Raw genomic sequence first — 22,067 nt, forward strand, 5'->3', positions numbered from 1 at the left:
TGCCCGGGGTTGTGCCTGTGCCGTCGCCGGTGCCCGGGGTTGTGCCTGTGCCGTCGCCGGTGCCCGGGGTTGTGCCTGTGCCGTCGCCGGTGCCCGGGGTTGTGCCTGTGCCGTCGCCGGTGCCCGGAGTGGTGCCCGTGCCGTCGCCCGTGCCCGTACCGGTCCCGTCGCCGGTACCCGTGCCGGAGCCGTCGCCGGTTCCGGTCCCGGTTCCATCCCCGGTCCCGGTCCCGGTTCCGTCACCCGTGCCGGTACCTGTGCCGTCGCCGGTACCGGTCCCGTCGCCGGTTCCCTGGTCGCCGGTTCCGGTGTCGCCCGTGCCCCCGGTGCCGTCCTGCCCGGTGCCGTCCTGGCCGTTGTCGCCTGAGCCGTCGCCCTGGCCGCCGTCGTTCTGGGAGCCGTCGCCTTGGGAACCGTCGCCTTGGGAACCGTCGCCCTGGGAGCCGTCGTCCTGCCCGGACGAGCCGTCCTGGTCGGTCCCGGAGTCGTTCCCGTCGCCGTCCTTGCCGTCGGACGCCTCGGGGTCGGTGGCCTCCTCCACGGGCGCGTCCGGGCCGTCCGGGTCCAGCGGGTCCACGGCCTGGTTGTCGTCCGTTCCGAGGTCCTGGTCGTCCTGCTGGGCATCAGATGGCTCCCACTGCGGGTCGCCCTCCGCCGCCTGCGGGTCCACCATGCCGGGCTCCGTGTCCACCGGCTCGTCGCCGCCGTCCTGGGAGTCGCCCTGACCGCCGTTGTCCCGGCTGGTGCCGTCCTGGCCGCCGGTGTCGTCGCGTCCCCCGGTGTCGCCCTGGAGGGCGGTCCGGTCGGTGACGACGACCTCCAGGTTCGCGTCCGGCCCGTTGACGCCCCAGCCGATCCCGTCATCAGCCGTGCCCGCCTCACCCTGCGGCACGCCGTACCTGCCGTCATCGCCTCCGGGGCCACCGTGGTCACCACCGTGACCGTCATGGCCACCGTGACCGCCGTGGTCACCGCCATGGCCCCCGTGGTCGCCGGGGCCACCCGGGCCGTCATGGCCGCCGGGCCAGTCGTGTCGTCCGGGCTCGCCGGGGCCACCCGGGTATTCGACAGGCCCGCCGTTGCCTCCCGGCTCGCCGGGGCCGCCAGGCCGCCCGTGCGGATCAGGCTCGCCGACCGCGATCCCGGCCGCGCCAGGGGGCGGGCTGCTCCAGTTGAGCAGACTCTCGATGCTCGGCCGTTCCCCGCTCGTGACCTCAGTCACCGATGCCCCTCCAACCACGCTGTCGAACAGCGAAACGCGCGAAAAGCCTAGCCCCGTGATCGTCGAACCGTACAGACAACGACCTTTACCTCGTACGGCGACCAACGTCGCTTTCCGCTGGTCAGGAAAACGCAGCGCTCCTACCAGGCTGTTTGCCGCAAAGACGCCTTCTCGTGATCTAGCCGTTATGTTAAGAATCTGTTATTTGTGGGGCAGATGGTGGCTACCATGCCCTTTGATGATGTTTGCGGGGATCATCGGGTCGCGCGACCCGGGGTGCCGCGAGCTGGATCACGCCCTTCTGACATGGAGGTCCAATGGCGGATATCGACACAGCCCTGGCCGGAACTTCTCCGACGTCCTTGACGAAGGCGGCGGGCTACTGCGAGAGCACTGCCCAGTACATCGAAGGCCAGCGCCGACGCGTCCAGGAGATCAAGGCCTTCATCAGGGCCAACTGGGAGGCCAATGCGGCCAGGGCTTTCGGCAATGCCCTCGACCAGTGGGACGTCGAGTTCAACCAGGTCATCAAGATCCTCGAAGGCATCTACAACAAGCTCAACGCGGGCGCCAAGGTGTACGCGAACGCCGCGGCCGAGGACATGGACCTCGTCCACGGTCTCATGGGGACGGGCCAGACCGGCGGGATCGACTCTCTGATCAACACGCACACGCACAAGAACGAGGTCGCCGCCCCGGCCCTTCAGAACCGCTGAGTACCTGAACGACACGGAGGATCATCATGGCGACGCCGCCTAACCCCAACAACCACCTCGACGACCGCGTACGCATCCATTTCGGCAACATGGACCTCGCCTACGAGGACCTGAAGAAGGTCATCACCGAGCTGGACAAGGCTACGGACGACCTCTACAAGGACCTCTACAACGAGCTCAGCGAGATCTGGGTGGGTGGAGCGCGCAACTGGTTCGAGGAGAAGAAGGCCGAGTGGAACAAGCTCGAGGTGGCCATGGGTGAGCAGCTCTTCAACGCGGCGCAGGTTGTCCAGATCGCCAACGGCAACTACCAGGCCGCTGAGAAGAAGAACATCCAGATCTGGTCCGACTGACGCCGCGCGCGACAGCCGTACTCTGTCTCGGTCATCGCGTCGCGCGGTGGCCGAGTTCGCTCGTCTAGGGGGTTGGGATGACCCAGAAGGACGCGATGGACGGCGGTACCGACCCGCTGTACGTCGATCCTGATCTCTTCGATGGTGGGGAGCGGGAGCACTCGCCCTCCACCATGCGGACGATTGCCCAGGAGCTGCGGACTGCCGTCAGCGCCCTGGAGGGCCCCGGATCAGCGGAGGGCTACACGACCGGCTCCGTCAAGGCCATCTTCGACCACTGCCAGCTCACCGAGGCGCAGATCGGCACCTGGCACGACGCCAGCGCCTTCGCCCAGACGGTCGGCAAGTCCAGTGGGGCCCAGAAGTTCGCCGACGTGTACAGCCAGTACATCCAGGCGCTCAAAGACATCATCGCGGCCATCGAGGCGAACGCCGCCAACCACGCCGCCGCCGACGTCGCCACAGAAGGCGGTAAGTGATGGCGGGACGCAAGACGGGGCGGCAGGTCGTCGTCATCCTGTCCTTCGACAAGATGCCGGAAGGCGGCACGGTCAACGCCTCCAAGGACGAGATCCTGCAGATGCTGCACAAGACGCAGCCGTCGCAGATCGAGGACGCGGGCTTCGCGTACGAGAAGGCGGCCAGCGCCATCGAGAGCAGCCTCGCCACGCTGGAGGAGCACGCCGGCAAGATCGCGCAGGTCTGGAAGGGCGCCGACGCCACCAAGGCCAAGCACGCCATCCAGATGATGCACGCCAGCGGCGGCGAGCTGGCCACCAAGCTGGAGATGATGGGCTCGGCGCTGCGCCAGTACGCCGGCTACATCCCCCAGACCGTCGCCAAGGTCGAGGGCATCAAGGCCGAGTCGGAGGGCAGCTCCGGCGGCACGTACGGCGACCCGGAGACCAAGTCGGCGGCCGAGGCCGCGAGCCTGAAGGCCGCCGAGGACCGCCAGGCCCAGCAGGCCATGCAGGAGCTCAACAAGAAGATCGTCGACCTGTACACCCTCCAGGTGCCGCACGACGTCTCCTACGAGCTGCCCGCCGTGTCGATCCCGGGCGGTCCGGGCACGTACGACACGGCCAAGTACCCGACGAGCGTCGGCGGCATCGACGGCGGCGGCAACGGCGGTTCGGGCGGCGGCTCCGGCTACGGGACCGTCGGCTCCACGGGCAGCGGCGGCACCGGGCACACGGGCGGTACGAGCGGTACGGGCGGCACCGGCCACACGGGCGGCACCGGTGGCACCGGCCACACGGGCGGCTCCGGCGACCCGAGCGGCTCGACCGGCGGCAAGCAGGACGGCTCCAGCGGCTCGGACGGCACGGGCGGCACGGGTGGCAAGGACGGCTCGGACGGCGGCTCGGGGACGGGCACCGGCGACGGCTCCACCGACGGGCAGAACCCCGGCGGTCCGGACGGTCAGATCCCGGGCGGCACCGGCGACCCGAACGGCCAGATCCCCGGCACGCACGACCCGGGCTCGACCGGCAGCAAGGACGGCACCGCCCCGCCGGTCATCGGCGGCGACGACACCACGCCCTCGCGCCACACCCAGATGGAGAGCTACCAGCCGACGAACACGATGACCACGCCCACCACCACCACGGGCTGGTCGCCGACGACCACCACGTACTCCAACCCGTTCACCACCCCGACCACCACGGTCACGCCCGTGAGCCCGATCAGTCCCACGGGCGGCACGCCGTACGTGCCCTCGGTGCTGGGCAACCCCCACGGCGGTGCGGGCGCGATGGCGGGAGAGGCGCTCCCGGCCGGCTCCATGCGCGGGTCCGCGACCGGCGGGACCGGCATGCCCGTCGCGCCGTTGATCGGCGGCGCCGGCGCCGGCCAGGACGGCGAGGAGACTCCGCGGAACTACTACCTTCCGCAGGACTGGCACGTCGCGGACGGGGCGGTCCTGCCCGGTGCGGTTCTCGGCACTCAGGAACAGGCTTAGGCGACATGGCGAACTCGGCGAACGAGGCGAACGGCGCGGGAGCGTACAGCGCTCTGAACCAGAACGGCGCGCTCAGCGGGCTGACGGCCGGGGCGGCGTCGCGCGTCTCGTTCACCGAGAACCAGCTCAAGAACAACGGCAAGACGCTCGACACGCAGAACGAGACGCTGGGGGCGCTGGACGGCAGGAGCGGCGCCCTCGGCGTGCCCTGGCCGTCCTTCGCCGTCATCGGCATGGGCCTCAGCAAGCTGCACGAGAAGGCGATCGAGACCCACAGCAAGGCGGCGAGGACCGCCCAGCAGTCCCTGGACAGCTGGAAGAAGGCCTTGCACGACTCCGACGCCAACTACACCGGCGCCGGCAACGACACCATGCAGCAGATCAACGACAAGCTGGGCGGCCTCGGCAACCTGGGCGGCCTCGGCAACCCCGGGAGCCTCGGCAACCCCGGCGGCCTTGGCAACCCCGGCGGCCTCGGCAACCTCGGCGGTCCGGGGATGCCCGACCTGAACGGCGACGGCATCCCGGACAGGGATCTCAACGGGGACGGCATCCCCGACGTCGACGTGAACGGTGACGGCATCCCGGACAGGGATCTCAACGGGGACGGCATCCCCGACGTCGACGTGAACGGTGACGGCATCCCGGACAAGGACCTCAACGGCGACGGCATCCCGGACATCGACGTGAACGGTGACGGCATCCCGGACAAGGACCTCAACGGCGACGGCATCCCCGACGTCGACCTGAACGGCGACGGCATCCCCGACACACCGAGGACCCTGCCGAAGCCCGAACTGCCCAGCACCGACCTGCCGAAGCCGAACCTGCCCGACACCAGCGGACTGGGCCAGGTCGACACCAAGGTGCCCGACCTCGACTCCGCGCTCAACGGCCGGCGGCCCGACCTGTCCGGCCTGGACGCCAAGGTCCCGACGCCCACGGAGCTCTCCGGCTACCAGCCGAACACTCCTCAGGTGAAGACCCCTGACCTGAACCCCCTGACCGCCGACCCGAACGGCGGCGTCGGCAGGACCGCGACGCCCGTACAGACCAGCACCGGCGGAGGGACGGTAAGCGGCGGCGGCGGAGCGGCCGCCGCCGTGCCCACGAACCTGCGCGCGGCGACGGCGGGCCTGACGGCCGGCGGCATGCCGATGGCACCGATGATGCCCATGAGCCCGCCGGGCGGCGACACCAGCAGTGGGAGCGACGACCAGTACCCGCTCCGCGAGGAGGAGAGCATCTGGGGCGGCGACGACCCCACGGCGCCCCAAACGATCGGGGTGGACGTCTAAATGGCCGACGAGAAAGTCATGGTCTCCGCCATCGCCACGGCGACGGCGGCGGCGGGTCTGATCGGCAGCCCGTGGGCGTGGTACGTCACGACGCTCATGGGCACGGTCTACGGCCACGTCAGCGGGATGTCGCAGTCGCAGGACCAGTGGAAGACCCAGGACCACCAGGGGCAGGTCATGGAGCTGGACGAGCTCGCGACCCAGATGGCCGCCTTCAAGAAGCGCCTCCAGGACGAGGGGAAGTGGGAGGGCTCCGCCTGGGAGACGTTCGAGGGCGTCTACGAGTCGTTCAAGAAGGGCATCACGGCCCTCGCCGACCTCCGCAACGCCACGGGCGACGGGGTGGACGCGGCCCGCAGGGCGTTCAGCATGATCGCGATCCTTTCCGGGGTCGTCGCCACGGGCATGCTGGTCTTCGGCATTCGCAAGCGGATCATGAGCATGCTGCACCCGGTCGCGGCCGTCGCCGCCGAGGGGGAGTCCATCGCCCAGGGGGCCACGACCACCAGCGTGCTGAGGGGCGCCGTCGGCAAGCAGCTCAAGATCGTCGCCGCCCTCGGCTTCCTCCTGTACATGGCCAACCAGCAGACCGAGACGTCAGGCAAGCTCTTCCCCATGATGAAGACCGGCATGCCGACGGAGATGAGCGCCATGAAGTCCGGCGACGGTCAGCCGCCGTTCTCCAACACCGCCCTGCAGTACGACGAGCAGCTCGGCCTCACCCAGAAGATGGACGACCCGAGCAAGACCCTGGGGACCCAGAGCTTCGACTTGTGACCTTCTCCGGGCGGCCGGCCTTCGCCGGCCGCCCGGACAGCGCTCAGTCGTCCAGCGGGATGCGCAGGAGCTGGCCCCGCTTCAGCACCCCGGGGTCCGGCCCGATGACGTCCCTGTTCGCCGCGTAGATCTCCCGCCAGCGCTCCGGGTCGCCGTACACCTTCTGCGCGATGTCGTACAGAGACCCGTTCGCCGGCGTGTAGCCGACCTTCTGCGCCTGCGCCTGCGCCCGCGGCGGCTGGGCCATCGTGTGCTCGCCGGTGCCGGGCTGCTGCCACTGCGGCAGTTCCTCGGGCTTGTCCGTGGTGTGCAGGGGCCGCCACACGCGGAAGACCGCCGTCGGGATGGCCTGGTAGAACGTCTTGTGCCCGTTGCCTCTGCCGCCGAGCGTCGGCAACTTCTTCTTGAGCGCCTCGTACGCCGGGTTGCGCAGCGCGACGAAACCGCCGAACGCCTCGCCCGACTCGGCCACGGCCTGGCCCGTCTTGGTCAGCGGCGCCGTGAAGGACCCGGCCGTGCCGCCGCTGGCGAGGCCCTTCACGCTGAGCCCGCTGAGGGGCGCGAAGGTGGCGGCCAGGGTGGCGCCCGTGGTGATGCGGGCCGCCTGGGTGAACGTCAGCGGGTCGAGGTTGAAGATGCTGTTGCCCTGCATGCCCTGGGAGAGCATCTGGGACCCGATGACCCCGGTGTAGACCCAACCGGAGTTCTTCGCGAAGCTGGAGAAGGTGGTCTTGCCGAACCTCTCGGCGTACCCCGCATACTTGGTGAACTTGGCGATCTCCAGCTCGGCTCTGGTCATCGAGGCCGTGGCCTGCAGCGAGCGCAGCTTGGCCGCTCCGGGCATGCGCAGGAGGAGCCGGCCCACGACCGGCAGGTTGCGCAGCGCCAGGGCGCAGGTGCGCAGCATCGACAAGAACCTGATCAGGACCTGGACGGCCATGCCGACCAGACGGGTGGTGCGCAGGTACGCGGCGTAGGTGGCCATGCGGGCGGCGATGAGGCCGCCCCACGTGGCGGCGGCCCACCTGAGCGCCATGAAGGCGCCGGCCCAGACGGCCGCGGCCCTGAGCAGCTCGATCAGGGCCTTCTTGGTCATCGCCGCGGAGTCGGCCACCGCCCGCAGGATCCTCGCGATGCCGGTCGCGCTGGTCGCGACCGCCTGCCGGTTCTCGTGCTTGACGACCTCGCCCCAGACCTTGCGGAACTCGTCGGCGGCGCGGCCCTTCCACTCCTTGACGATCCGGTCCATGTAACCGGAGCTCTGGCCCTGGGCGCGTGTGTCGAGCACCTCGAAGACCTTGCCGAGCCGGTCGGCCATGAGCTCGTGCGCGTTGGCGGCGTGCCGCAGCCGGTCCTCTGAGCCGTCGGCGCCGACCAGCGAGGGCAGGGCGTGCCACATCGCCTTGATCGTGGCCACCAGCGGGCCCGGGTCGAGCATCGAGCCGAAGTTGACGTCGAACGGCCACGTGGTCCAGTTCCACTGCAGCGGGTTGACGTGGCCCTGGCTCATGGTCTCGCCTTGCCGAGGTTGGCCTGCTCGGCCAGGTTGTAGTTGTACGCCGACGCGTCGAGGGACTCGGCGATCCACTCCAGCGCGTTCCACAGGTCGTTCAGGTAGTCGACGACGGAGTCGTACCGCTTGTCCTTGTGGTTCATCTCCTGCGTGCCGTCGACGTAGGCGGCGGCCAGCTCCTCGGACTGGGGAGCGAGAGAGAAGTCGCTCTTGGCCAGTCTCGCGGGAGCGAAGACGTTGACGCAGTCCCGGACGGCCGCCATCTGGTCGGCGCAGGCCTGCATGGCCTTGGCCAGTGCTGGCGGTATGACATCGTACCCGTCGGCAGTGTCCCCCATATGTCCCCCAAAGTCCCTTAAGGCACACTGAACCCTGGAATACTACTGTTTACCGGGATTGCCGTCTATGAAATGCCCAGTTCACGGCCCTGAGGCGCGCAGCGACGGCGTGTCGGACAGCGGGGTACGGGCGGCCGCCGGGTCCAGTGCCGGCCCGTCCGGGATCAGCCGCAGCAGGTGGGGCGGCAGGGGCGCCACGTGGGAGGCGTCGTAGCCGAGCTTGGTCACGACGTCGGGCGTCGCCAGCCGGAACTTCCTGCCCTGATCCGTGATCAGGTAGAACTGGTGGACCGACGAGAGCTGGCCCTCGCCCGGCAACTGCCCGGCCACCGCCGCGCCGCCCGGCGGCAGCACCACCTGGTCGAACCTCTCCGAGCTCGCGCTGGTCTTCGGCGCCCGGATCTGCACCGTGCTGCCGACCGTCAGCCGGCCCTTGACCGAGCCCTTGAGCAGGTCGGCGTACACCATGCACAGCGGCGCCGACATCGCCGGGGCCTGGAAGCGCGGCATCGTGTCCGGCATGCCGCCGCCCTTGATCTTCTGGGCCGACTGCTTGGTGGCGTTGGCGTTCGCCGCGTCGATCAGGATCTCCCGCACGCGGTTGCCGCCGTACGCGGCCTTGCTGGCGGGGTCCTGGGTCAGCAGCGTCGCCTGCGTCTGGGTGATGGCCGCGAGGCCGTCCGCGAGCAGCACGTACCAGCGGGCCGGGGCGCCCGCCACCGCGTCCACCTTGAAGACCTGCCCGACCCGGAGCGTCATGCCGCTCGGTCCGGGGATGCGCTTGCCGCGCCCGGAGATGACGGGTGCGGCGAACGGGCTGCCCTCCGGGATGGCGTTGATCCACGAGAGGGGCACCCGGCGCGGCGTCTGGTCGGTGAGCCGGTCGACGTTGTGGACGAGCATCCGCTGGTTCGCCCACAGCGCCCAGCTGTTCTGGCCGTCGTTCACGAGCAGCGCGTCGGCGGCGCCGGGGGACGCGCCGCCGACGTCCGTCCCGCCCACGAGCGTCACGTACGAGCGGCGGGTCCCCGCGACGTCCTGCCCTTCCGTCACGCAGACCGACCACGGCGTCTTGACCATCCGCTGCGGCTTGGGCAGCGAGTCGGGCGCGCCCGCGATGCCCACCTGCGGCCCGCGCGCGAAGCCGGCCAGCGACTCCGACGACACGGTCCGCACCTTGATCTGGTCGCTGTCCAGCAGGAGGCGCGCCGAGACGTAGTTGGCCACCGGCAGCAGCCGGCCCTCCTGCTCGCTGTAGACGTAGGCCGCGCCGGTCTCCTCCTCGACGAGCAGCTGCCCGGGATCGGTGAGCTTGGTCGCGCCGCCCGGCTTCAGCATGCCGTAGATGCCGAAGCCCGCGGCGATGAGGATGGCGATGAGGATGCCCGCGAACATGGCGACGTTGTGCCGGCGCATGGGCGATTCGGGCAGGTCCGGCTCGCCCTGAAGCAGGGCCATGCCGAGGCGCTGGGTCATGAACTTGTGCGCCTGGTAGAGATCCTTGCGGGTCTGCATCCCACTCCGTTCCGGTCCGGCTCCCGCGTTATGTTACGGGTGAGTGGCATGGGGGATATGTCAACTTCTGTACGACGCGATGGCGATGCGAGTAAAGTTGCGGATCAAGAGCCATTGGGGAGGGTGTCGTGCCTGCGAAGGATCACCGGCATTGCGGTCAGAAGTGGCCCGGACTTGACGCCGATCATGAGCTTCTCGAGCATCCCGAGGATCCCAAGAAGAAGTTCCAGGAGCTCGCCGACCAGCTGACCGCCGAACTCACGGCACTGACCGGCATGAAGCCCGGCTCGCTGCAGGACGTGCAGTCCAAGGCCAACCTGGACAACCTGCGCTACCAGGTCAAGGAGATCAAGCGCTGGGACGGCGGCACGGTCTTCGTCGAGACGGCCCAGAAGGGCCAGGAGCAGCTCACCGAGATCTACGGGCAGGTCAACGACAAGCTCCGCATCGCCATCGGTCTCATCCTGGCCGGTGGCGGGATCTACAAAACGGCCGACGAGCTGAGCAGCTGGAACGCGTGATCGCACATGGCTGACCCCACCAAGAACCCCAAGGCGACCCACTGGATCAAGACCCAGTGCGACAACTTCAGCGTCGACGAGGGCGGCCGGAGCGTCGCCGAGGTCAAGAACTTCATCACGATGCTGACCCCCCAGACCTTCGAGGCCGCCGCCACCGCGTACGGTGACGCCGCGGAGCGGCTGTCGAAGACGCTGGACACGATCGACGAGGTCAGCGCCGAGCTGGCCAGGATCTGGAAGGGCAAGGCGTCCGTCGAGGCGCAGAAGGCGCTGCGGCAGCTCCACGACACCATCGTCAACCTCTCCGGCGGCATGGAGGGGATGCACAAGCCGATGCAGACCCTCGCCGACCGCGTCCGCGAGCACAAGGACTTCGTCGAGAACGGGACCGCCACCTGGAGCAATCCGGTCGGCGACATGGGCAGCTGGGACGACTCCATCGGGGGCGTCTTCCGCACGATCGACAAGGGCTGGGAGGGAGGGTCGCAGGACGAGCTTGCCGGCAGGCACCTCGGCGTCCTCAACAAGGACCTGTACGAGGCATACGCCCGCTTCCCTGACTTCGTCCAGAAGGACCTTCCTGACATCAAGGACCCGGCTCTGCCGGACAGCGACCGGATGAAGGACGTCAACACCGACATCCCGCCCTACAACCCCCACCAGGTGACGCCCACCGCCTACAACGGGCAGGACCTCACCGGAGGCGGCATCAACGGTTACGACACCAACGGCTCGAACGGCCTGAACCTGGACGACCCGAGCAAGCGCGACGGCACCTCTGGAGACCTCAACGGACCCGGCGGCCCCGGTGGGCCCGGCGGCCCCGGCGGCTCCACCGGCGACGGTACGGGCACCGGCGGCTCCGGCGGGACGGGCGGGACCGGCGGCGTCACCACGCCCGGCGGGATCGACACCCCAGGGGGCGTCACCACGCCTGGCGGCGGCATCACGGACCCCTCACAGGGCGGCGGCCCTTCCGGCGTCAACATCACCGACCCCAGCAAGGGCCTGGGCCTCACGGACCCGAGCAAGGGCCTCACCACGCCGGACGGCTCCACGAAGACGGTACTGGCCGATCACCAGCGGCCCACGGGCCTGGAGGGGACCACCTCCGGCTGGAACCCCAACGGCACCACCCCCTCGCCCACCTCGACCGGCTACAACAACCCATACAGCACCACCAACCCGAACAGCACCTCGACCCCGTACGGCACCTCGACCCCCTATGGCGCCTCGACCCCGTACGGCGTGTCCAACCCGAGCGGCGCCTCGACGGCGGACGGCTCCTACACGACGGGCCGCGGCGACAGCTCGTCGGCGGCGGCCAACGCCCAGCAGCTCGCCGCCCGCGGCAGCGCGACGGGCGCGGCGGGGACGGGCGTCCCCTTGATCCCGCACGGTGGCGGGGGCGCGGCGGCCGAACAGCAAACGGAGAAGCAGAGCCAGTACTGGCTTCACCTCGACGACGATCACTGGACCGGCGGGGCCTTCGACGGGGCCGTCGACCACACTCTGGGTAGCGCCTGACCCGGAATCTCGCGCGCGGCGCCCTCACCCGTCCGCCTCCGGAAGGGCGGTCTGGATGGGTGTCATGGTGCCCATCGTGACGAGGAGTCCTCGGCCGGGCGGGCCTCCCACCGCGCCGCGCGGCAGCCGTACCGACAGCAGATCCCCGTCCGCCGGGCTCTGCACCGACAACAGCACCCCGGTCCGCGACTTACGCGTCTCGGCCACGAAACCCCGGTAGGCCTGCGTCAGATCACCGGTCGACCCCGCGATGATCAGCCCGTGGTCCCCGTCACGCCCGGACCGCAGCACTTCCTCCAGCGCCATGCCGAGCGGCCCGTCCGGGCTGATCAGCTCCGCGTCGTCCACGAGCACCACGTACTCCTGGAGCGCCGCCAGCAGGTCCTGGAGGTCGGTGGCGTTGCCGTCCAGCACCGCCACGGCGCCCCGCAGGTCACGCAAGGGGCTGCGCCGCGGCGCGATCGCGACCACCGCGGTGCCGTGCGCGATGAGCGAGTGAGCGGCGGTCAGCAGGACCGAGGACCGGCCGGAGCGCGAGGGACCGGCGATCACCGCGCCCGGCCCCTGGGCGTACAGGTCGATGCCGAGCGGCGACAGCGCGTCCCCGCCCGCGCCGACCAGCGCCCACAGCGGCGAGGGAGGGCTGAACCCGGGGTCCAGGGCCGCGGCCTCGCCGGCGGTGATGCGCATGGGCAGCGCGTCGACCCGCAGCGGCGGCTCGCCCTCCCACAGCCACGGCCCTCGCACGGCAGTGGCCTGCCCGGCACTCCTCGCGTGGCGCCCGCCCGAGACCCCCCGAGCGAGGTCCTGCAGGGCTCCCACCTGGGCGGGGCCGGAGGGGTCAGCCGTCAGCAGCGCGATCTGGCTCTCGACGATGCCGTGCTCACCGATCGACAACGCCCGTCCGGGCGGCATGGACGACGGCAACCCCTTGAGCGGCAGCCCGGCCAGCCCGTAGTCGGCTGGATCGGCGAGCCGCAGGATCAGGCGGTCGTCGAACACCGTGGACACCTGCCCCATGAGGCACGACCGGTCACCCGTCACGACCGCTCGCAGGCCGACCGCCGACCCCTCCCGCAGCAGCTGCAGGACCGCGTCGATCAACCGCCCGTAGTCATAGCTCTCGAACGCGGCGACGTACCCCTCCCAGCGATCCAGCATGAACACCAGCCACGGAAGACGATGACCCGCCAGCCGGTACTCCGCCAGGGAGGCATGACCGGCCTCCGCGAGCAACTGCTGCCGGCGGCCCACCTCGGCACGAAGCCGGCCGAGAAGACGCTCGACGCGGTCGAGCTGGTCGCGTGTCACCACGGCGCCGCAATGCGGCATCGCCATCAAGGGCAGCAGCGCGCCGGAGCCGCAGTCGATCGCGTGCACGTGGACGTCGGACGGAGAGGCCTGGGCGGCGATGGCGCCCGCGATCGTCCGGAGCGCAGTGGAGCGACCGGTGCGCGGAGAGCCCGCGATGAGCAGATGGCCGCCCTGGCTCAGGTCGAGCGCGAGGGCCCGGCGGTCCTGCGCCCACGGCCGGTCCACCACACCGAACGGGATCGGCTCCACCTCCGCCACCCCGGACCGATACGAACCAGGATCCGCATCCGCACGACCGGTCAGGGGTCGATGTCCTGCGTGCGACTGCGGGCGGCCGGTCAGGGGTCCCTGTCCCGCGTGCGCCTCTGGAGAGCCGGGTAGAGGGCTTGGTCCGGTGTGTGTCTGCGGGGGGCCGGGTAGAGGGCTTGGTCCGGTGTATGTCTGCGGAGGGCCGGGCAGAGGACTCAGCCCGGTGTACGCCGCCGGACGGCCGGTCATGGGGTGGACCTGGTCGAGGACCAGGTGTGTCGGCAGGGGCTCCAGCCACGGGCTCGGCTGTCGACGGACCCCGGTCAGCCGGGTGGCCTCCACAACGGCGTCGGCCAGGATGGACAGGTCGGTGACGGTCGACTCCTCCGGAGGCTCCGGAGGTGCGGGCAACGGTTTGCCCAGCGACCGCCAGTCCACGTCGACGACCCGTATGCTCCCTCGGCCGTCGTCGGCAGCCCCGAACCCGCTGCCACCGCCATCACCCCGGAATCCACCTCCACCGCCATCGCCCCTGGATCCGCTTCCACCGCCGTCGCCCGACCCGAACATGTAACCGCCGCTCGCCGGTCCTCCCCGGTCAGCGGGGCCGAGAATGTTCAAGATCTCATGGAGCCCGTCCCGTCCGAGACCCTCACCGGGGAGGCCGGGCGCTCCAGCCGAAGCAGGGTCGCCTGATGACACCAGATCTCCCGGCGAGCCGTCGCCTGGCGCAACCGGGTGGCGAGGGGAAAGACGGAGCATGTCGTCCGCGGAAGGGGGGTTGTGAGGGAAAGCCGAGTGACCGTCGTAGGGGAGAACCGGGGCGCCGAGGTGGTCGGGGTCCTGAGCGGAATGTCTCCGCCCAGGCGCAGAAGTCAGCGGTGGGGGCGGGGAACCCGGGATCCCGCTTCCGCTCGGGTCTGGTGGCGAGCTGTCGGTTCTGGGCGGGCGGCCTCCTGAAGCCGGTGCCTTGCCACGGCGCACGGACAAGCCGTCGGTACGGGGCAGCGAGGCCACGCCCGGGAACCGGTCACCTGGCGAGGGGCCGTCCGGCCCGCTTGCACCGCGAGTCGCGTCGCCGGGTCCTGTCAGGCCGTGAGAAGTGCCGCCGGGTCCTGTCAGGCCGTGAGAAGCGCTGCCTGGGCCGGTTGTGCCCATGGAAGCGCCGCTCGTTCGGCTTGTGCCGGGGACCGCGCCGCCTGTTCGGCTGGAGCCGGGCTGAGCGGTGGGAGCGTGCGGGTCCGCCGCACTGCCGGGGGCCGATGAGCCCTTCGGCATGTCGCTCCCGAGCGCATCCGTCCGGGGGTGTGGTCCGTTGACGTAGCCGTCTGCGGTTGGCACAGCGTCCGCCTGGGTGGGGCGTCCGTCTGGGCTCCGCGAGGTGTACGGGGCGTGGTGGCGGTCGTCTGAATCGCGAGTGGTGTACGGGGCGTGGTGGCGGTCGTCTGAATTGCGGGTGGTGTAGGGGGCGTGGTGGCGGTCGTCTGAATTGCGGGTGGTGTAGGGGGCGTGGTGGCGGTCGTCGGTATTCGGGCTGGATTGGGTGGCGTTCGTGGGGGCGGCACTCGTCGGTGAGCTGGGGGCGTCGTGGGGGTGGCCGTCGGGTCGAGGGTGAGGGGAGTGGGTGGTCGGTTGTCCACCGGCGTCCGGACTGGCGTGAGAGGGCTGCGAGCTCGTGGTGCCGGGGGAGTGGAGGGCGGCGGGGTCTCGCCGGCTGTGCGGGGCGTGGAGCTCGGCCCGTGTCGCGTTCTCCGGCTGGACAGTGGGGAGTGCGTGATCGTCTTCGGGTGTCGGGGCCGAGAGAAGGCCGGGTGGCGGGGCCGACAGGAGGTGGCGGGAGCGGCGAGGACGAGGCAGGGGGCTCCGTCCGCCGACTCTGGCCGTCTGCACGGCCGTCGCCGCGCTCGCGCCCGACTTGACGTAGCAGCGCCCGGGAGTCGTCTTCGAGATGTGTGCCGCGTCCGGCATGTCGATGACGTCCGACGACTCCATCGGCTCCGTGACCCGGAGCGCGATGCGAAGGGAGGTGTTGGCCTGGATGTCGGCCGTGACCACGCCGGCGGGGCGCTGGGTGGCGAGGATCAGGTGGATGCCCAGCGAGCGGCCTCTGCGGGCGATGTCGACCAGGCCGGTGACGAAGTCGGGAAGCTCCGCCACCAGCGCCGCGAACTCGTCGATGATCAGCACCAGCCGCGGCAGCGGATCGCCGGTGTAGTCCTCGATGTCCTTGGCCCCGGCGGCGAGGAGCAGGCGCTCGCGGCGCCTGAGCTCCGCCGCCAGCGAGTCGAGCGCCCGCTGCGTCAGGTGGCCGTCGAGGTCGCTGACCATGCCGACGGTGTGCGGCAGCCGTACGCACTCCTTGAACGCGGCCCCGCCCTTGTAGTCGATGAGCACGAACGTCAGCTGGTCGGGGCGGTTGACCACGGCCAGCGAGCAGATCAGGGTCTGCAGCAGCTCGGACTTGCCCGCGCCCGTGGTGCCGGCGATGAGCCCGTGGGGACCGTCGAGGGCGAGGTCGACCGCGAACGGCCCGTCCGGACCGATGCCGATCATCGCCTTGGTGGAGCCGCGCCCGCGCCATCGGGCGGCCACCGCCTGGCCGGTGGGCGTGGCGAGGCCGAGCAGGTCGAGCAGGCGCGCCGCGCTGGGCAGGTTGCCCGACGGGTCGTCCCTGCTCACGTCGCGGATGGGGGACAGGGCGCGGGCGAGCCGGTCGCACCAGGTCGGCGACACGAGGTCGGCCAGCACCGGCCCGATGACGTCGAGGCCGCCACCGCGCAGCCGGACGTACCCGTCGGTGCCGCACGCGGCCGCCGTGGCGCACTCCTCGGGCAGCAGCCGCTGGTCCTCGTCGATGGCCAGGGTGTAGACGCCGGCCCGCGGGCCCTGGCGCAGGATCTGCGGCATGCCGGGCAGACCGCGCAGGGTCTGGGCGCCGTCGAGCAGGACCAGCACGTCGTACGGGCGCTCGTCGTAGGTGGAGAAGACCGGCTTCTCCGAGCCGCCGGCGTCGCCCCAGCCGGTGGGGATCCTGCCCAGCTCGGGGGCCGTGGTGTTCTGCCGCTCGTCGATGAGGGCGGCCAGCTCGGTGACGCGCCGGGCGGCGGACTCCGGGTCGGTGCCGACCAGGGCCACGCAGTCCTCGCCGCCCCGGGGCGCGCAGTGGGGGAGCCAGCGCACCCACCCCCAGCGGCGCTCGCCGTCGGCCCGGGCGGACAGCACCACGATCGCCAGGTCGCGCGGGCTGTGCAGGGTGGCGGCCTGGCCAACGAGCCATCCCGCCAGGCCCGTCGCCGCGTCGCGCGGCCCGGTGATGCCGGCGACGCCGAGCCGGCGCATGGCCAGCGCCACGGGCACGGCACGGCAGACCGGCGGGTCGATCGGGCCGCCCTGCTCCTCGGTCAGGTCGAGGTCGGCGGGCAGGTCGGCCAGACCGATCCGGAGACGCAGTGCGTCGGGGTCGTGGACGCGCCGCTCCCACAGGCGCCTGCGCGGGCCCGTCGCCGTGAGCAGCACCTCGGCCGGGTCGGGCGCGTCGGACCTGCGCGTCACCTCGTCACGGGCCCTGGCCCGCTCCACGGCCTCTTCGTACTCCCTGAGCCGCTGCTGGAACTCCTTGAGCGCCTTGCGGTGCTGTTTGCGGCCGTGCCGCCGGTCGCTCCACCACTGGCCGATCATGATGACGGGGGTCATCAGGGCCATGAGCAGGAAGTACCACTGGTGCAGGACGTACGCCAGCGTGCAGCCGAGGACGGCAGGCAGGAACGCGGCGAGCAGTTGCAGCCGCATCCCCTCCGCCCGGCGCGGCTCCGCGGGCCGCTCGAACGCGCGCTCGCCGTCGGTGCGGCGCAGCCGTGGCGGCCGGTTGTAGGCCACGCCGCCCTCGGGCCGGGGATCCAGGTGCGCGTCTTGAGGCTCGATCGCCGTCAGCGCGAACACGGACGACCCGCACGTCAGCACCGCGTGCTGAGGCCAGTCGGCCGGGCCGGCCAGCGGGCGGCCGTCGAGCTCGGGCGGCTGCCACGACCCGGGATCAGCCGCTGCGGCCTCCCGCTCCGCCACCCGCGCGGTCATCTCGGCGACCTCGTCGGCCCATCGCCCCTTGAGCTTGAGCCGGGGAGCCTGACCGGGGGCGGCGCGACGGGCCGGCTCCGCCGTGATCGCGCCGGGCGTGACGCGCAGCACGACGGCCTCGGGCGCGAGCGCCGGGTCGGCCACGGCGAGCCCGCACATGGGATCGGAGCCGATGACGTGGACGCCCAGGCCCAGCCGGTGCACGGCGCCGGCGGCCGGTCCGCCCACCACGCGAACCTCGGCCACCCCGCCGGGCTCCTCGGTGATCGTCAGCCGCGCCAGGTGCGGCTCGAGCGTCACCTTGTCGCCGTCGCGCAGCACGGCCCTGGCTGGGGCCCCGGGGTCGAGGGCGCGCCCGTTGCGCCACAGCGTGCCGCCGGGCTCGGCCGGCTGCCCCCGCCCCCATGACGGGTGGGACGCTTCCGGAGGCTCCGCGCCCCGGAGGCCGTACGGGGCTCGCGAGCGGGGCAGACGGACGACCTGGGCGAGCGGCTGCCGCCCGTCGATCGCCTCGCTCACCGCGTCGACAGTGGCCCCGTCGTCGCCTTCCAGAACGATGTCACGGTCGCCCCGTTCGCCGAGCACGGTGAGCATGATCCGCATGTGCCGTCTCCTCGGTCGGATCTCGGCGCCAAGGTAGCGCCCGCAGCGAGATTAGGCTTCCGGGTTGACGCCAATGGCATGGAAGCGACCGGCTGTGGATAACGCGTGGTTCGGAAAAATGGCCTGTGGACGCCACGCCGGTTTTTCGGTTGCGAGGGATTCGGGATCGGTCCTATTGGGGGTTTCGGGCGGTTATAGGGCTCGCCGGATGATGCGTCTTTTTCGACCGGAGCCATGCCCATGTGCGCCGCTCGATCATGCCACGAACGGCAGCCGGCGGCGATCCGCCCAGCGGCCGCCCACGCGGCCGACAGGCCGCCTACCACCCGGCCCGCTGAAAAGTGGCATAAAGGCCAGTACGTAACGGGACCGCTGTGACAGTTGTGACACATAGTCCTAAAAGGGCAATGCCGTCAACTCGGTAGAAACAATGAGTATCGAATATGTCGAGTTGACAGCTTCCCACCTGCGAAACGAGCATGGTTCCTCGCATTCCCGCCCCACTCCAGGGCCGGGCTGCACATAATGGCGACAATTCCACAATTCCACTTAATGGGAGCCCCCCACCCATGAGGACCAGCGAAAAGCCCGCCGTCAACACGGCGGGGTTGTCCGGCCCGGCCTCGCGCAAGCTGCCCGTCCCTCCACGCGAGCGGAAGCCTGCGCTGGCCGCCCTCGCGGTGCTCCTGATCCTGGGCGGGGCGCTCGCGACGACGCTGCTCGTCATGCGCAGCGGCGACCGGATCTCCGCCATCCGCGTCACCCAGCAGATCGGCGCGGGCCAGCAGTTCACGGCGGAGGCACTCGAAGAGGTGCAGATCGCCGACAGCGGCCTGGACTACGTGAGCTGGTCACAGCGGCAGCAGGTCCTCAACAGTTTCGCCGCGGTGACGATCCTGCCCGGCACGCTGCTCACCAACGGCATGGGCGTCAGGGCCAGCTCGGAGCTGGTCCCGGGCAAGGCCAAGGTGGGTCTCGCGCTCAAGTCCGGCCAGGCGCCGGCCGGGCTGCAGAAGGGCGACCGGGTGCAAATCGTCCACGTCCCGGCCCGTACCAGCCAGACGGAGAGCCGGGTGCTCGCCGAGAAGGCGCTCGTCTTCAGCGTCGGCGCCCCCGGCAGGACCGGCGCAACCGGTCTGATCACCGTCATCGTCGACGCCACGGCCTCGCCGGAGATCCTCCGTTACGCCTCCAGCGGCGAGATCGCGGTGGCCGAGCTGCCAGGAGCGCGCTGACGTGGCGCTCATCGTGCTGGCCGCCGACAAGGGCGCGCCCGGAGTCACCACCGCCTCGACGGCCCTGGCCGCCGTCTGGCCCAGGCCCGTACTGCTGGCCGAGTGCGACCCGGCGGGCGGCGACATCGCCTACCGGCTCCCCGCCTCCGACGGTGGCGTGCTCAACCCCGGCAAAGGGCTGCTCACCCTCGCCGCCGGCGCGCGGCGCGGCCTGGAGCCCGCGCAGATCCACCAGCACACCCAGAAGATCGTCGGCGGCCTGGACGTCCTGGCCGGGCTCAGCCACGGCGAGCAGGCCGCCGGCCTCACCTGGCTCTGGGGGCCGCTGGGCCGCGCGCTGGCCGCCATACCCAACGCCGACGTGATCGCCGACTGCGGCCGCCTGGGGGCCCATCCCCAGCTCGGCGACCTGCTCGCCGAGGCGGAGACCGTGCTGCTGCTCACCAGGGCCACCCTCGACCACGTCGCCCACCTGCGCGAACGCCTGTCCGTCACCAAGGCCCACGGCGTGGTCGTGATCGCCGACCCGCGCAGCTACCGATCCTCGATCGAGGACGTGCGCCGCATCGTCGGCCCGAGCGTGGCGTTCGTGCACGGCCTCGCCCACGACCCCAAGGGCGCCGAGCTGCTGCGCGGCCAGTGGGGCGGCCGCCTCGACCGATCCCTGCTCATCCGTACGGCACGCGACCTCGCGGGACGGCTGGTGAGCCGGCCGTGATCGACCACACCCTCGTCAAGCGGTTCCGGCAGGACGTCGGCGACCGGCTGGCCCACCAGCGCAGGCTCGACCAGGCCAACGGCCTGACCCCGATGACCGGCGAGGACGAGCGCCAGTTCGCCCGCGCCCTCATCTCCCAGGTGCTGGAGGAGCACGCCCGCAACGAGATCGGCCTCGGCCGCACCCCGCCCACCGTCGAGGAGGAGGAGGCCCTGGCGGCGGGCATCCACGCCGCGCTGTTCGGCGTCGGCCGCCTCCAGCCGCTGCTCGACGACCCCGACGTCGAGAACATCGACATCAACGGCTGCGACCGCGTCTTCGTCAGCTACGCCGACGGCCAGGAGCTCATGCAGGAGCCGGTCGCCGAGTCCGATGACGAGCTCATCGAGCTGATCCAGATCCTGGCCGCCTACTCCGGCCTGTCGAGCAGGCCGTTCGACACCGCGAACCCCCAGCTCGACCTGCGCCTGCCCGACGGCTCCCGGCTGAGCGCGGTCATGGACGTCACGCTCAGGCCCGCCGTGTCGATCCGCCGCGCCCGCCTGGGCAAGGTGTTCCTCAGCGACCTGGTCGGCAACGGGACCATCAGCCCGGAGATCGGCAGGTTCCTCACGGCCGCCGTCACCGCCCGCAAGAACATCATGATCGCCGGCTCCACCAACGCCGGCAAGACGACCCTGCTGCGCGCCCTGGCCAACGAGATCCCGCCCACGGAGCGCCTCATCACCGTCGAACGCGCCCTGGAGCTCGGCCTCGACCAGTTCCCCGAGCTGCACCCCAACGTGGTGGCCTTCGAGCAGCGCCTGCCCAACTCCGAGGGCCAGGGCGAGATCACCATGGCCGAGCTCGTCCGCCGCTCCCTGCGCATGAACCCCAGCCGCGTGATCGTCGGCGAGGTCCTCGGCGACGAGATCGTCACCATGCTCAACGCGATGACCCAGGGCAACGACGGCTCCCTGTCCACCATCCACGCCAACTCCAGCATGGAGGTGTTCAACCGCATCGCCACCTACGCCCTCCAGGCCGGGGAGCGCCTGCCCATCGACGCCACCCACATGCTCATCGCCGGAGCCATCGACTTCGTGGTGTTCGTGGAGAAACGCAACGACTACCAGCGGGGCGGCACCCTGCGCCGCTACGTCTCCAGCATCCGCGAGGTCAACGGCTGCGACGGGCGCGTGCTGTCCAGCGAGGTGTTCGTGCCCGGTCCGGACGGCGCGGCCCTGCCGCACGCCCCCGTCTCCTGCCTGCAGGAGCTCATCGCCCACGGCTACACCCCGGGGGTGTGGTGATGACCGGCCTCGACCCGCTCGCCCTGCTCCCTGGCGCCGCCGCCGGCGGCGGCCTCTACCTGCTCTTCCTCTCCCTGTACGGCATGCGCCCCCGCCCGGCCCGGCCGAAGCGCGAGCTCGTCAAGATGCTGACCACGCGCACCGCGATCGCCGCCGTGGCCGCGGCCGTCGTGCTCGCGGTGACCCGCTGGCCGGTGTTCGCGGCGGGCGCGGTGCTGCTCGTGTTCTCCTGGCGCGGCCTGTCCGGCGGCGCCGCCGAGGAGCGCGCCGCGATGCATCGCCTCGAAGGGCTGGCCGCCTGGACCGAGTCGCTGCGCGACACCATCGCCGGCGCGGCCGGTCTGGAACAGGCCATCCCGGCCTCCATCAGGGCCGCCGCGCCCATGCTCAGACCGCACCTGCGTGCCCTCATCGACCGCCTGCACACCAGGATGGCCCTGCCCGAGGCGCTCGCCCTCTTCGCCGACGAGCTCGACGACCCCTCCGCCGACCTGGTCGTGGCGGCGCTCATCCTCAACTCCCGGCTGCGCGGCCCCGGCCTGCGCGACGTGCTGGGCGCCCTGGCCGTGTCGGCCCGCGAGGAGCTCGACATGCGTCGTCGCGTGGAGGCCGAACGCCGGTCCACCCGCCGCAGCGTGCAGATCGTGGTGATCACGGCGCTGGTGTTCGCGGGGCTGCTGGTCGTCTTCAACCCGTCGTACGTCAGCGAGTACGGCAGCCTGCTCGGCCAGGCGGTGCTGGTGGTCGTGGCCGGGCTGTTCGGCGCCGGCTTCGCCTGGATGCGGCGGCTGGCGCGTTTCGACAAACCCACGCGACTGCTCGTCGGAGGCGGCCATGGCTGA

The 22,067-nt window shown here is 71.1% G+C and carries 16 protein-coding genes and 1 pseudogene; 12 read left to right on the top strand and 5 right to left on the bottom strand.

Features of this window, described 5'->3' with window-relative positions; all coding sequences use genetic code 11:
- A pseudogene (locus AB0H64_RS24170) lies at positions 1–1,222 on the bottom strand (hypothetical protein); the annotation flags it as partial.
- A 317-nt stretch (positions 1,223–1,539) separates the two neighbouring features.
- Between AB0H64_RS24170 and AB0H64_RS24175 the strand changes: the two are divergent.
- The 6 genes from AB0H64_RS24175 (at position 1,540) to AB0H64_RS24200 (ending at position 6,326) form a co-directional block, all read left to right on the top strand.
- Positions 1,540–1,938 (top strand): WXG100 family type VII secretion target, encoded by a 399-nt coding sequence (locus tag AB0H64_RS24175; RefSeq protein ID WP_357628356.1) that lies wholly within the window; start codon positions 1,540–1,542, stop codon positions 1,936–1,938.
- Positions 1,939–1,964: 26 nt separating this feature from the next.
- On the top strand, positions 1,965–2,291 hold the full coding sequence (locus AB0H64_RS24180; RefSeq protein WP_357628358.1) for a hypothetical protein: 327 nt from the start codon (positions 1,965–1,967) through the stop codon (positions 2,289–2,291).
- A gap of 77 nt (positions 2,292–2,368) precedes the next feature.
- Positions 2,369–2,770: a hypothetical protein gene (locus AB0H64_RS24185; protein WP_357628361.1), complete on the top strand. Its 402-nt coding sequence runs from the start codon at positions 2,369–2,371 to the stop codon at positions 2,768–2,770.
- The gene (locus AB0H64_RS24190; protein ID WP_357628363.1) at positions 2,770–4,251 is read left to right on the top strand and encodes a WXG100 family type VII secretion target; all 1,482 of its coding nucleotides are present in this window, start codon (positions 2,770–2,772) and stop codon (positions 4,249–4,251) included. Before AB0H64_RS24185 ends, AB0H64_RS24190 begins: the two co-directional genes overlap by 1 nt.
- Before the next feature lie 5 nt (positions 4,252–4,256).
- Positions 4,257–5,549: a hypothetical protein gene (locus tag AB0H64_RS24195; protein WP_357628365.1), complete on the top strand. Its 1,293-nt coding sequence runs from the start codon at positions 4,257–4,259 to the stop codon at positions 5,547–5,549.
- Positions 5,550–6,326 (top strand): hypothetical protein, encoded by a 777-nt coding sequence (locus AB0H64_RS24200; protein WP_357628367.1) that lies wholly within the window; start codon positions 5,550–5,552, stop codon positions 6,324–6,326.
- 43 nt (positions 6,327–6,369) lie between these two features.
- Here the strand turns inward: AB0H64_RS24200 and AB0H64_RS24205 are convergent, their stop codons facing one another.
- From AB0H64_RS24205 to eccB, 3 genes are all read right to left on the bottom strand, one after another.
- The gene (locus tag AB0H64_RS24205; RefSeq protein ID WP_357628370.1) at positions 6,370–7,836 is read right to left on the bottom strand and encodes a hypothetical protein; all 1,467 of its coding nucleotides are present in this window, start codon (positions 7,834–7,836) and stop codon (positions 6,370–6,372) included.
- On the bottom strand, positions 7,833–8,177 hold the full coding sequence (locus AB0H64_RS24210; protein WP_357628372.1) for a hypothetical protein: 345 nt from the start codon (positions 8,175–8,177) through the stop codon (positions 7,833–7,835). Before AB0H64_RS24210 ends, AB0H64_RS24205 begins: the two co-directional genes overlap by 4 nt.
- 81 nt (positions 8,178–8,258) lie before the next feature.
- Complete coding sequence (eccB, locus tag AB0H64_RS24215; RefSeq protein ID WP_357628375.1) at positions 8,259–9,692, bottom strand: type VII secretion protein EccB; 1,434 nt, start codon at positions 9,690–9,692, stop codon at positions 8,259–8,261.
- A gap of 128 nt (positions 9,693–9,820) precedes the next feature.
- On the opposite strand from eccB, the gene AB0H64_RS24220 reads away from it, so the two are divergent.
- Positions 9,821–10,213 carry a hypothetical protein gene (locus tag AB0H64_RS24220; protein WP_357628378.1) on the top strand — a complete coding sequence of 131 codons (393 nt, stop codon included), beginning with the start codon at positions 9,821–9,823 and terminating at the stop codon, positions 10,211–10,213.
- Between the two features lie 6 nt (positions 10,214–10,219).
- Entirely contained in the window at positions 10,220–11,740 is a 1,521-nt protein-coding gene (locus AB0H64_RS24225) for a WXG100 family type VII secretion target (RefSeq protein ID WP_357628380.1), read from the top strand.
- Positions 11,741–11,764: 24 nt separating this feature from the next.
- Here the strand turns inward: AB0H64_RS24225 and AB0H64_RS24230 are convergent, their stop codons facing one another.
- Entirely contained in the window at positions 11,765–17,980 is a 6,216-nt protein-coding gene (locus tag AB0H64_RS24230) for an FtsK/SpoIIIE domain-containing protein (RefSeq protein WP_357628382.1), read from the bottom strand.
- 569 nt (positions 17,981–18,549) lie between these two features.
- On the opposite strand from AB0H64_RS24230, the gene AB0H64_RS24235 reads away from it, so the two are divergent.
- From AB0H64_RS24235 to AB0H64_RS24250, 4 genes are read left to right on the top strand one after another with little or no spacing between them, the layout of a single operon-like run.
- The gene (locus AB0H64_RS24235; RefSeq protein ID WP_357628385.1) at positions 18,550–19,215 is read left to right on the top strand and encodes a hypothetical protein; all 666 of its coding nucleotides are present in this window, start codon (positions 18,550–18,552) and stop codon (positions 19,213–19,215) included.
- Position 19,216: 1 nt separating this feature from the next.
- Positions 19,217–19,933: a hypothetical protein gene (locus AB0H64_RS24240; protein WP_357628387.1), complete on the top strand. Its 717-nt coding sequence runs from the start codon at positions 19,217–19,219 to the stop codon at positions 19,931–19,933.
- Positions 19,930–21,225: an ATPase, T2SS/T4P/T4SS family gene (locus tag AB0H64_RS24245; protein WP_357628389.1), complete on the top strand. Its 1,296-nt coding sequence runs from the start codon at positions 19,930–19,932 to the stop codon at positions 21,223–21,225. Before AB0H64_RS24240 ends, AB0H64_RS24245 begins: the two co-directional genes overlap by 4 nt.
- On the top strand, positions 21,225–22,067 hold the full coding sequence (locus tag AB0H64_RS24250; protein WP_357628391.1) for a type II secretion system F family protein: 843 nt from the start codon (positions 21,225–21,227) through the stop codon (positions 22,065–22,067). The genes AB0H64_RS24245 and AB0H64_RS24250 overlap by 1 nt, the downstream gene beginning before the upstream one ends.

Origin of the sequence: Nonomuraea sp. NPDC050733 (genome assembly GCF_040654215.1) — a bacterium.
Lineage (GTDB): Bacteria > Actinomycetota > Actinomycetes > Streptosporangiales > Streptosporangiaceae > Nonomuraea.

Coding starts and splice junctions, on each gene's coding strand:
- AB0H64_RS24175 (WP_357628356.1), top strand. CDS start 1,540: ATGGCGGATATCGACACAGCCCTGGCCGGAACTTCTCCGACGTCCTTG.
- AB0H64_RS24180 (WP_357628358.1), top strand. CDS start 1,965: ATGGCGACGCCGCCTAACCCCAACAACCACCTCGACGACCGCGTACGC.
- AB0H64_RS24185 (WP_357628361.1), top strand. CDS start 2,369: ATGACCCAGAAGGACGCGATGGACGGCGGTACCGACCCGCTGTACGTC.
- AB0H64_RS24190 (WP_357628363.1), top strand. CDS start 2,770: ATGGCGGGACGCAAGACGGGGCGGCAGGTCGTCGTCATCCTGTCCTTC.
- AB0H64_RS24195 (WP_357628365.1), top strand. CDS start 4,257: ATGGCGAACTCGGCGAACGAGGCGAACGGCGCGGGAGCGTACAGCGCT.
- AB0H64_RS24200 (WP_357628367.1), top strand. CDS start 5,550: ATGGCCGACGAGAAAGTCATGGTCTCCGCCATCGCCACGGCGACGGCG.
- AB0H64_RS24205 (WP_357628370.1), bottom strand. CDS start 7,836: ATGAGCCAGGGCCACGTCAACCCGCTGCAGTGGAACTGGACCACGTGG.
- AB0H64_RS24210 (WP_357628372.1), bottom strand. CDS start 8,177: ATGGGGGACACTGCCGACGGGTACGATGTCATACCGCCAGCACTGGCC.
- eccB (WP_357628375.1), bottom strand. CDS start 9,692: ATGCAGACCCGCAAGGATCTCTACCAGGCGCACAAGTTCATGACCCAG.
- AB0H64_RS24225 (WP_357628380.1), top strand. CDS start 10,220: ATGGCTGACCCCACCAAGAACCCCAAGGCGACCCACTGGATCAAGACC.
- AB0H64_RS24230 (WP_357628382.1), bottom strand. CDS start 17,980: ATGCGGATCATGCTCACCGTGCTCGGCGAACGGGGCGACCGTGACATC.
- AB0H64_RS24235 (WP_357628385.1), top strand. CDS start 18,550: ATGAGGACCAGCGAAAAGCCCGCCGTCAACACGGCGGGGTTGTCCGGC.
- AB0H64_RS24250 (WP_357628391.1), top strand. CDS start 21,225: ATGACCGGCCTCGACCCGCTCGCCCTGCTCCCTGGCGCCGCCGCCGGC.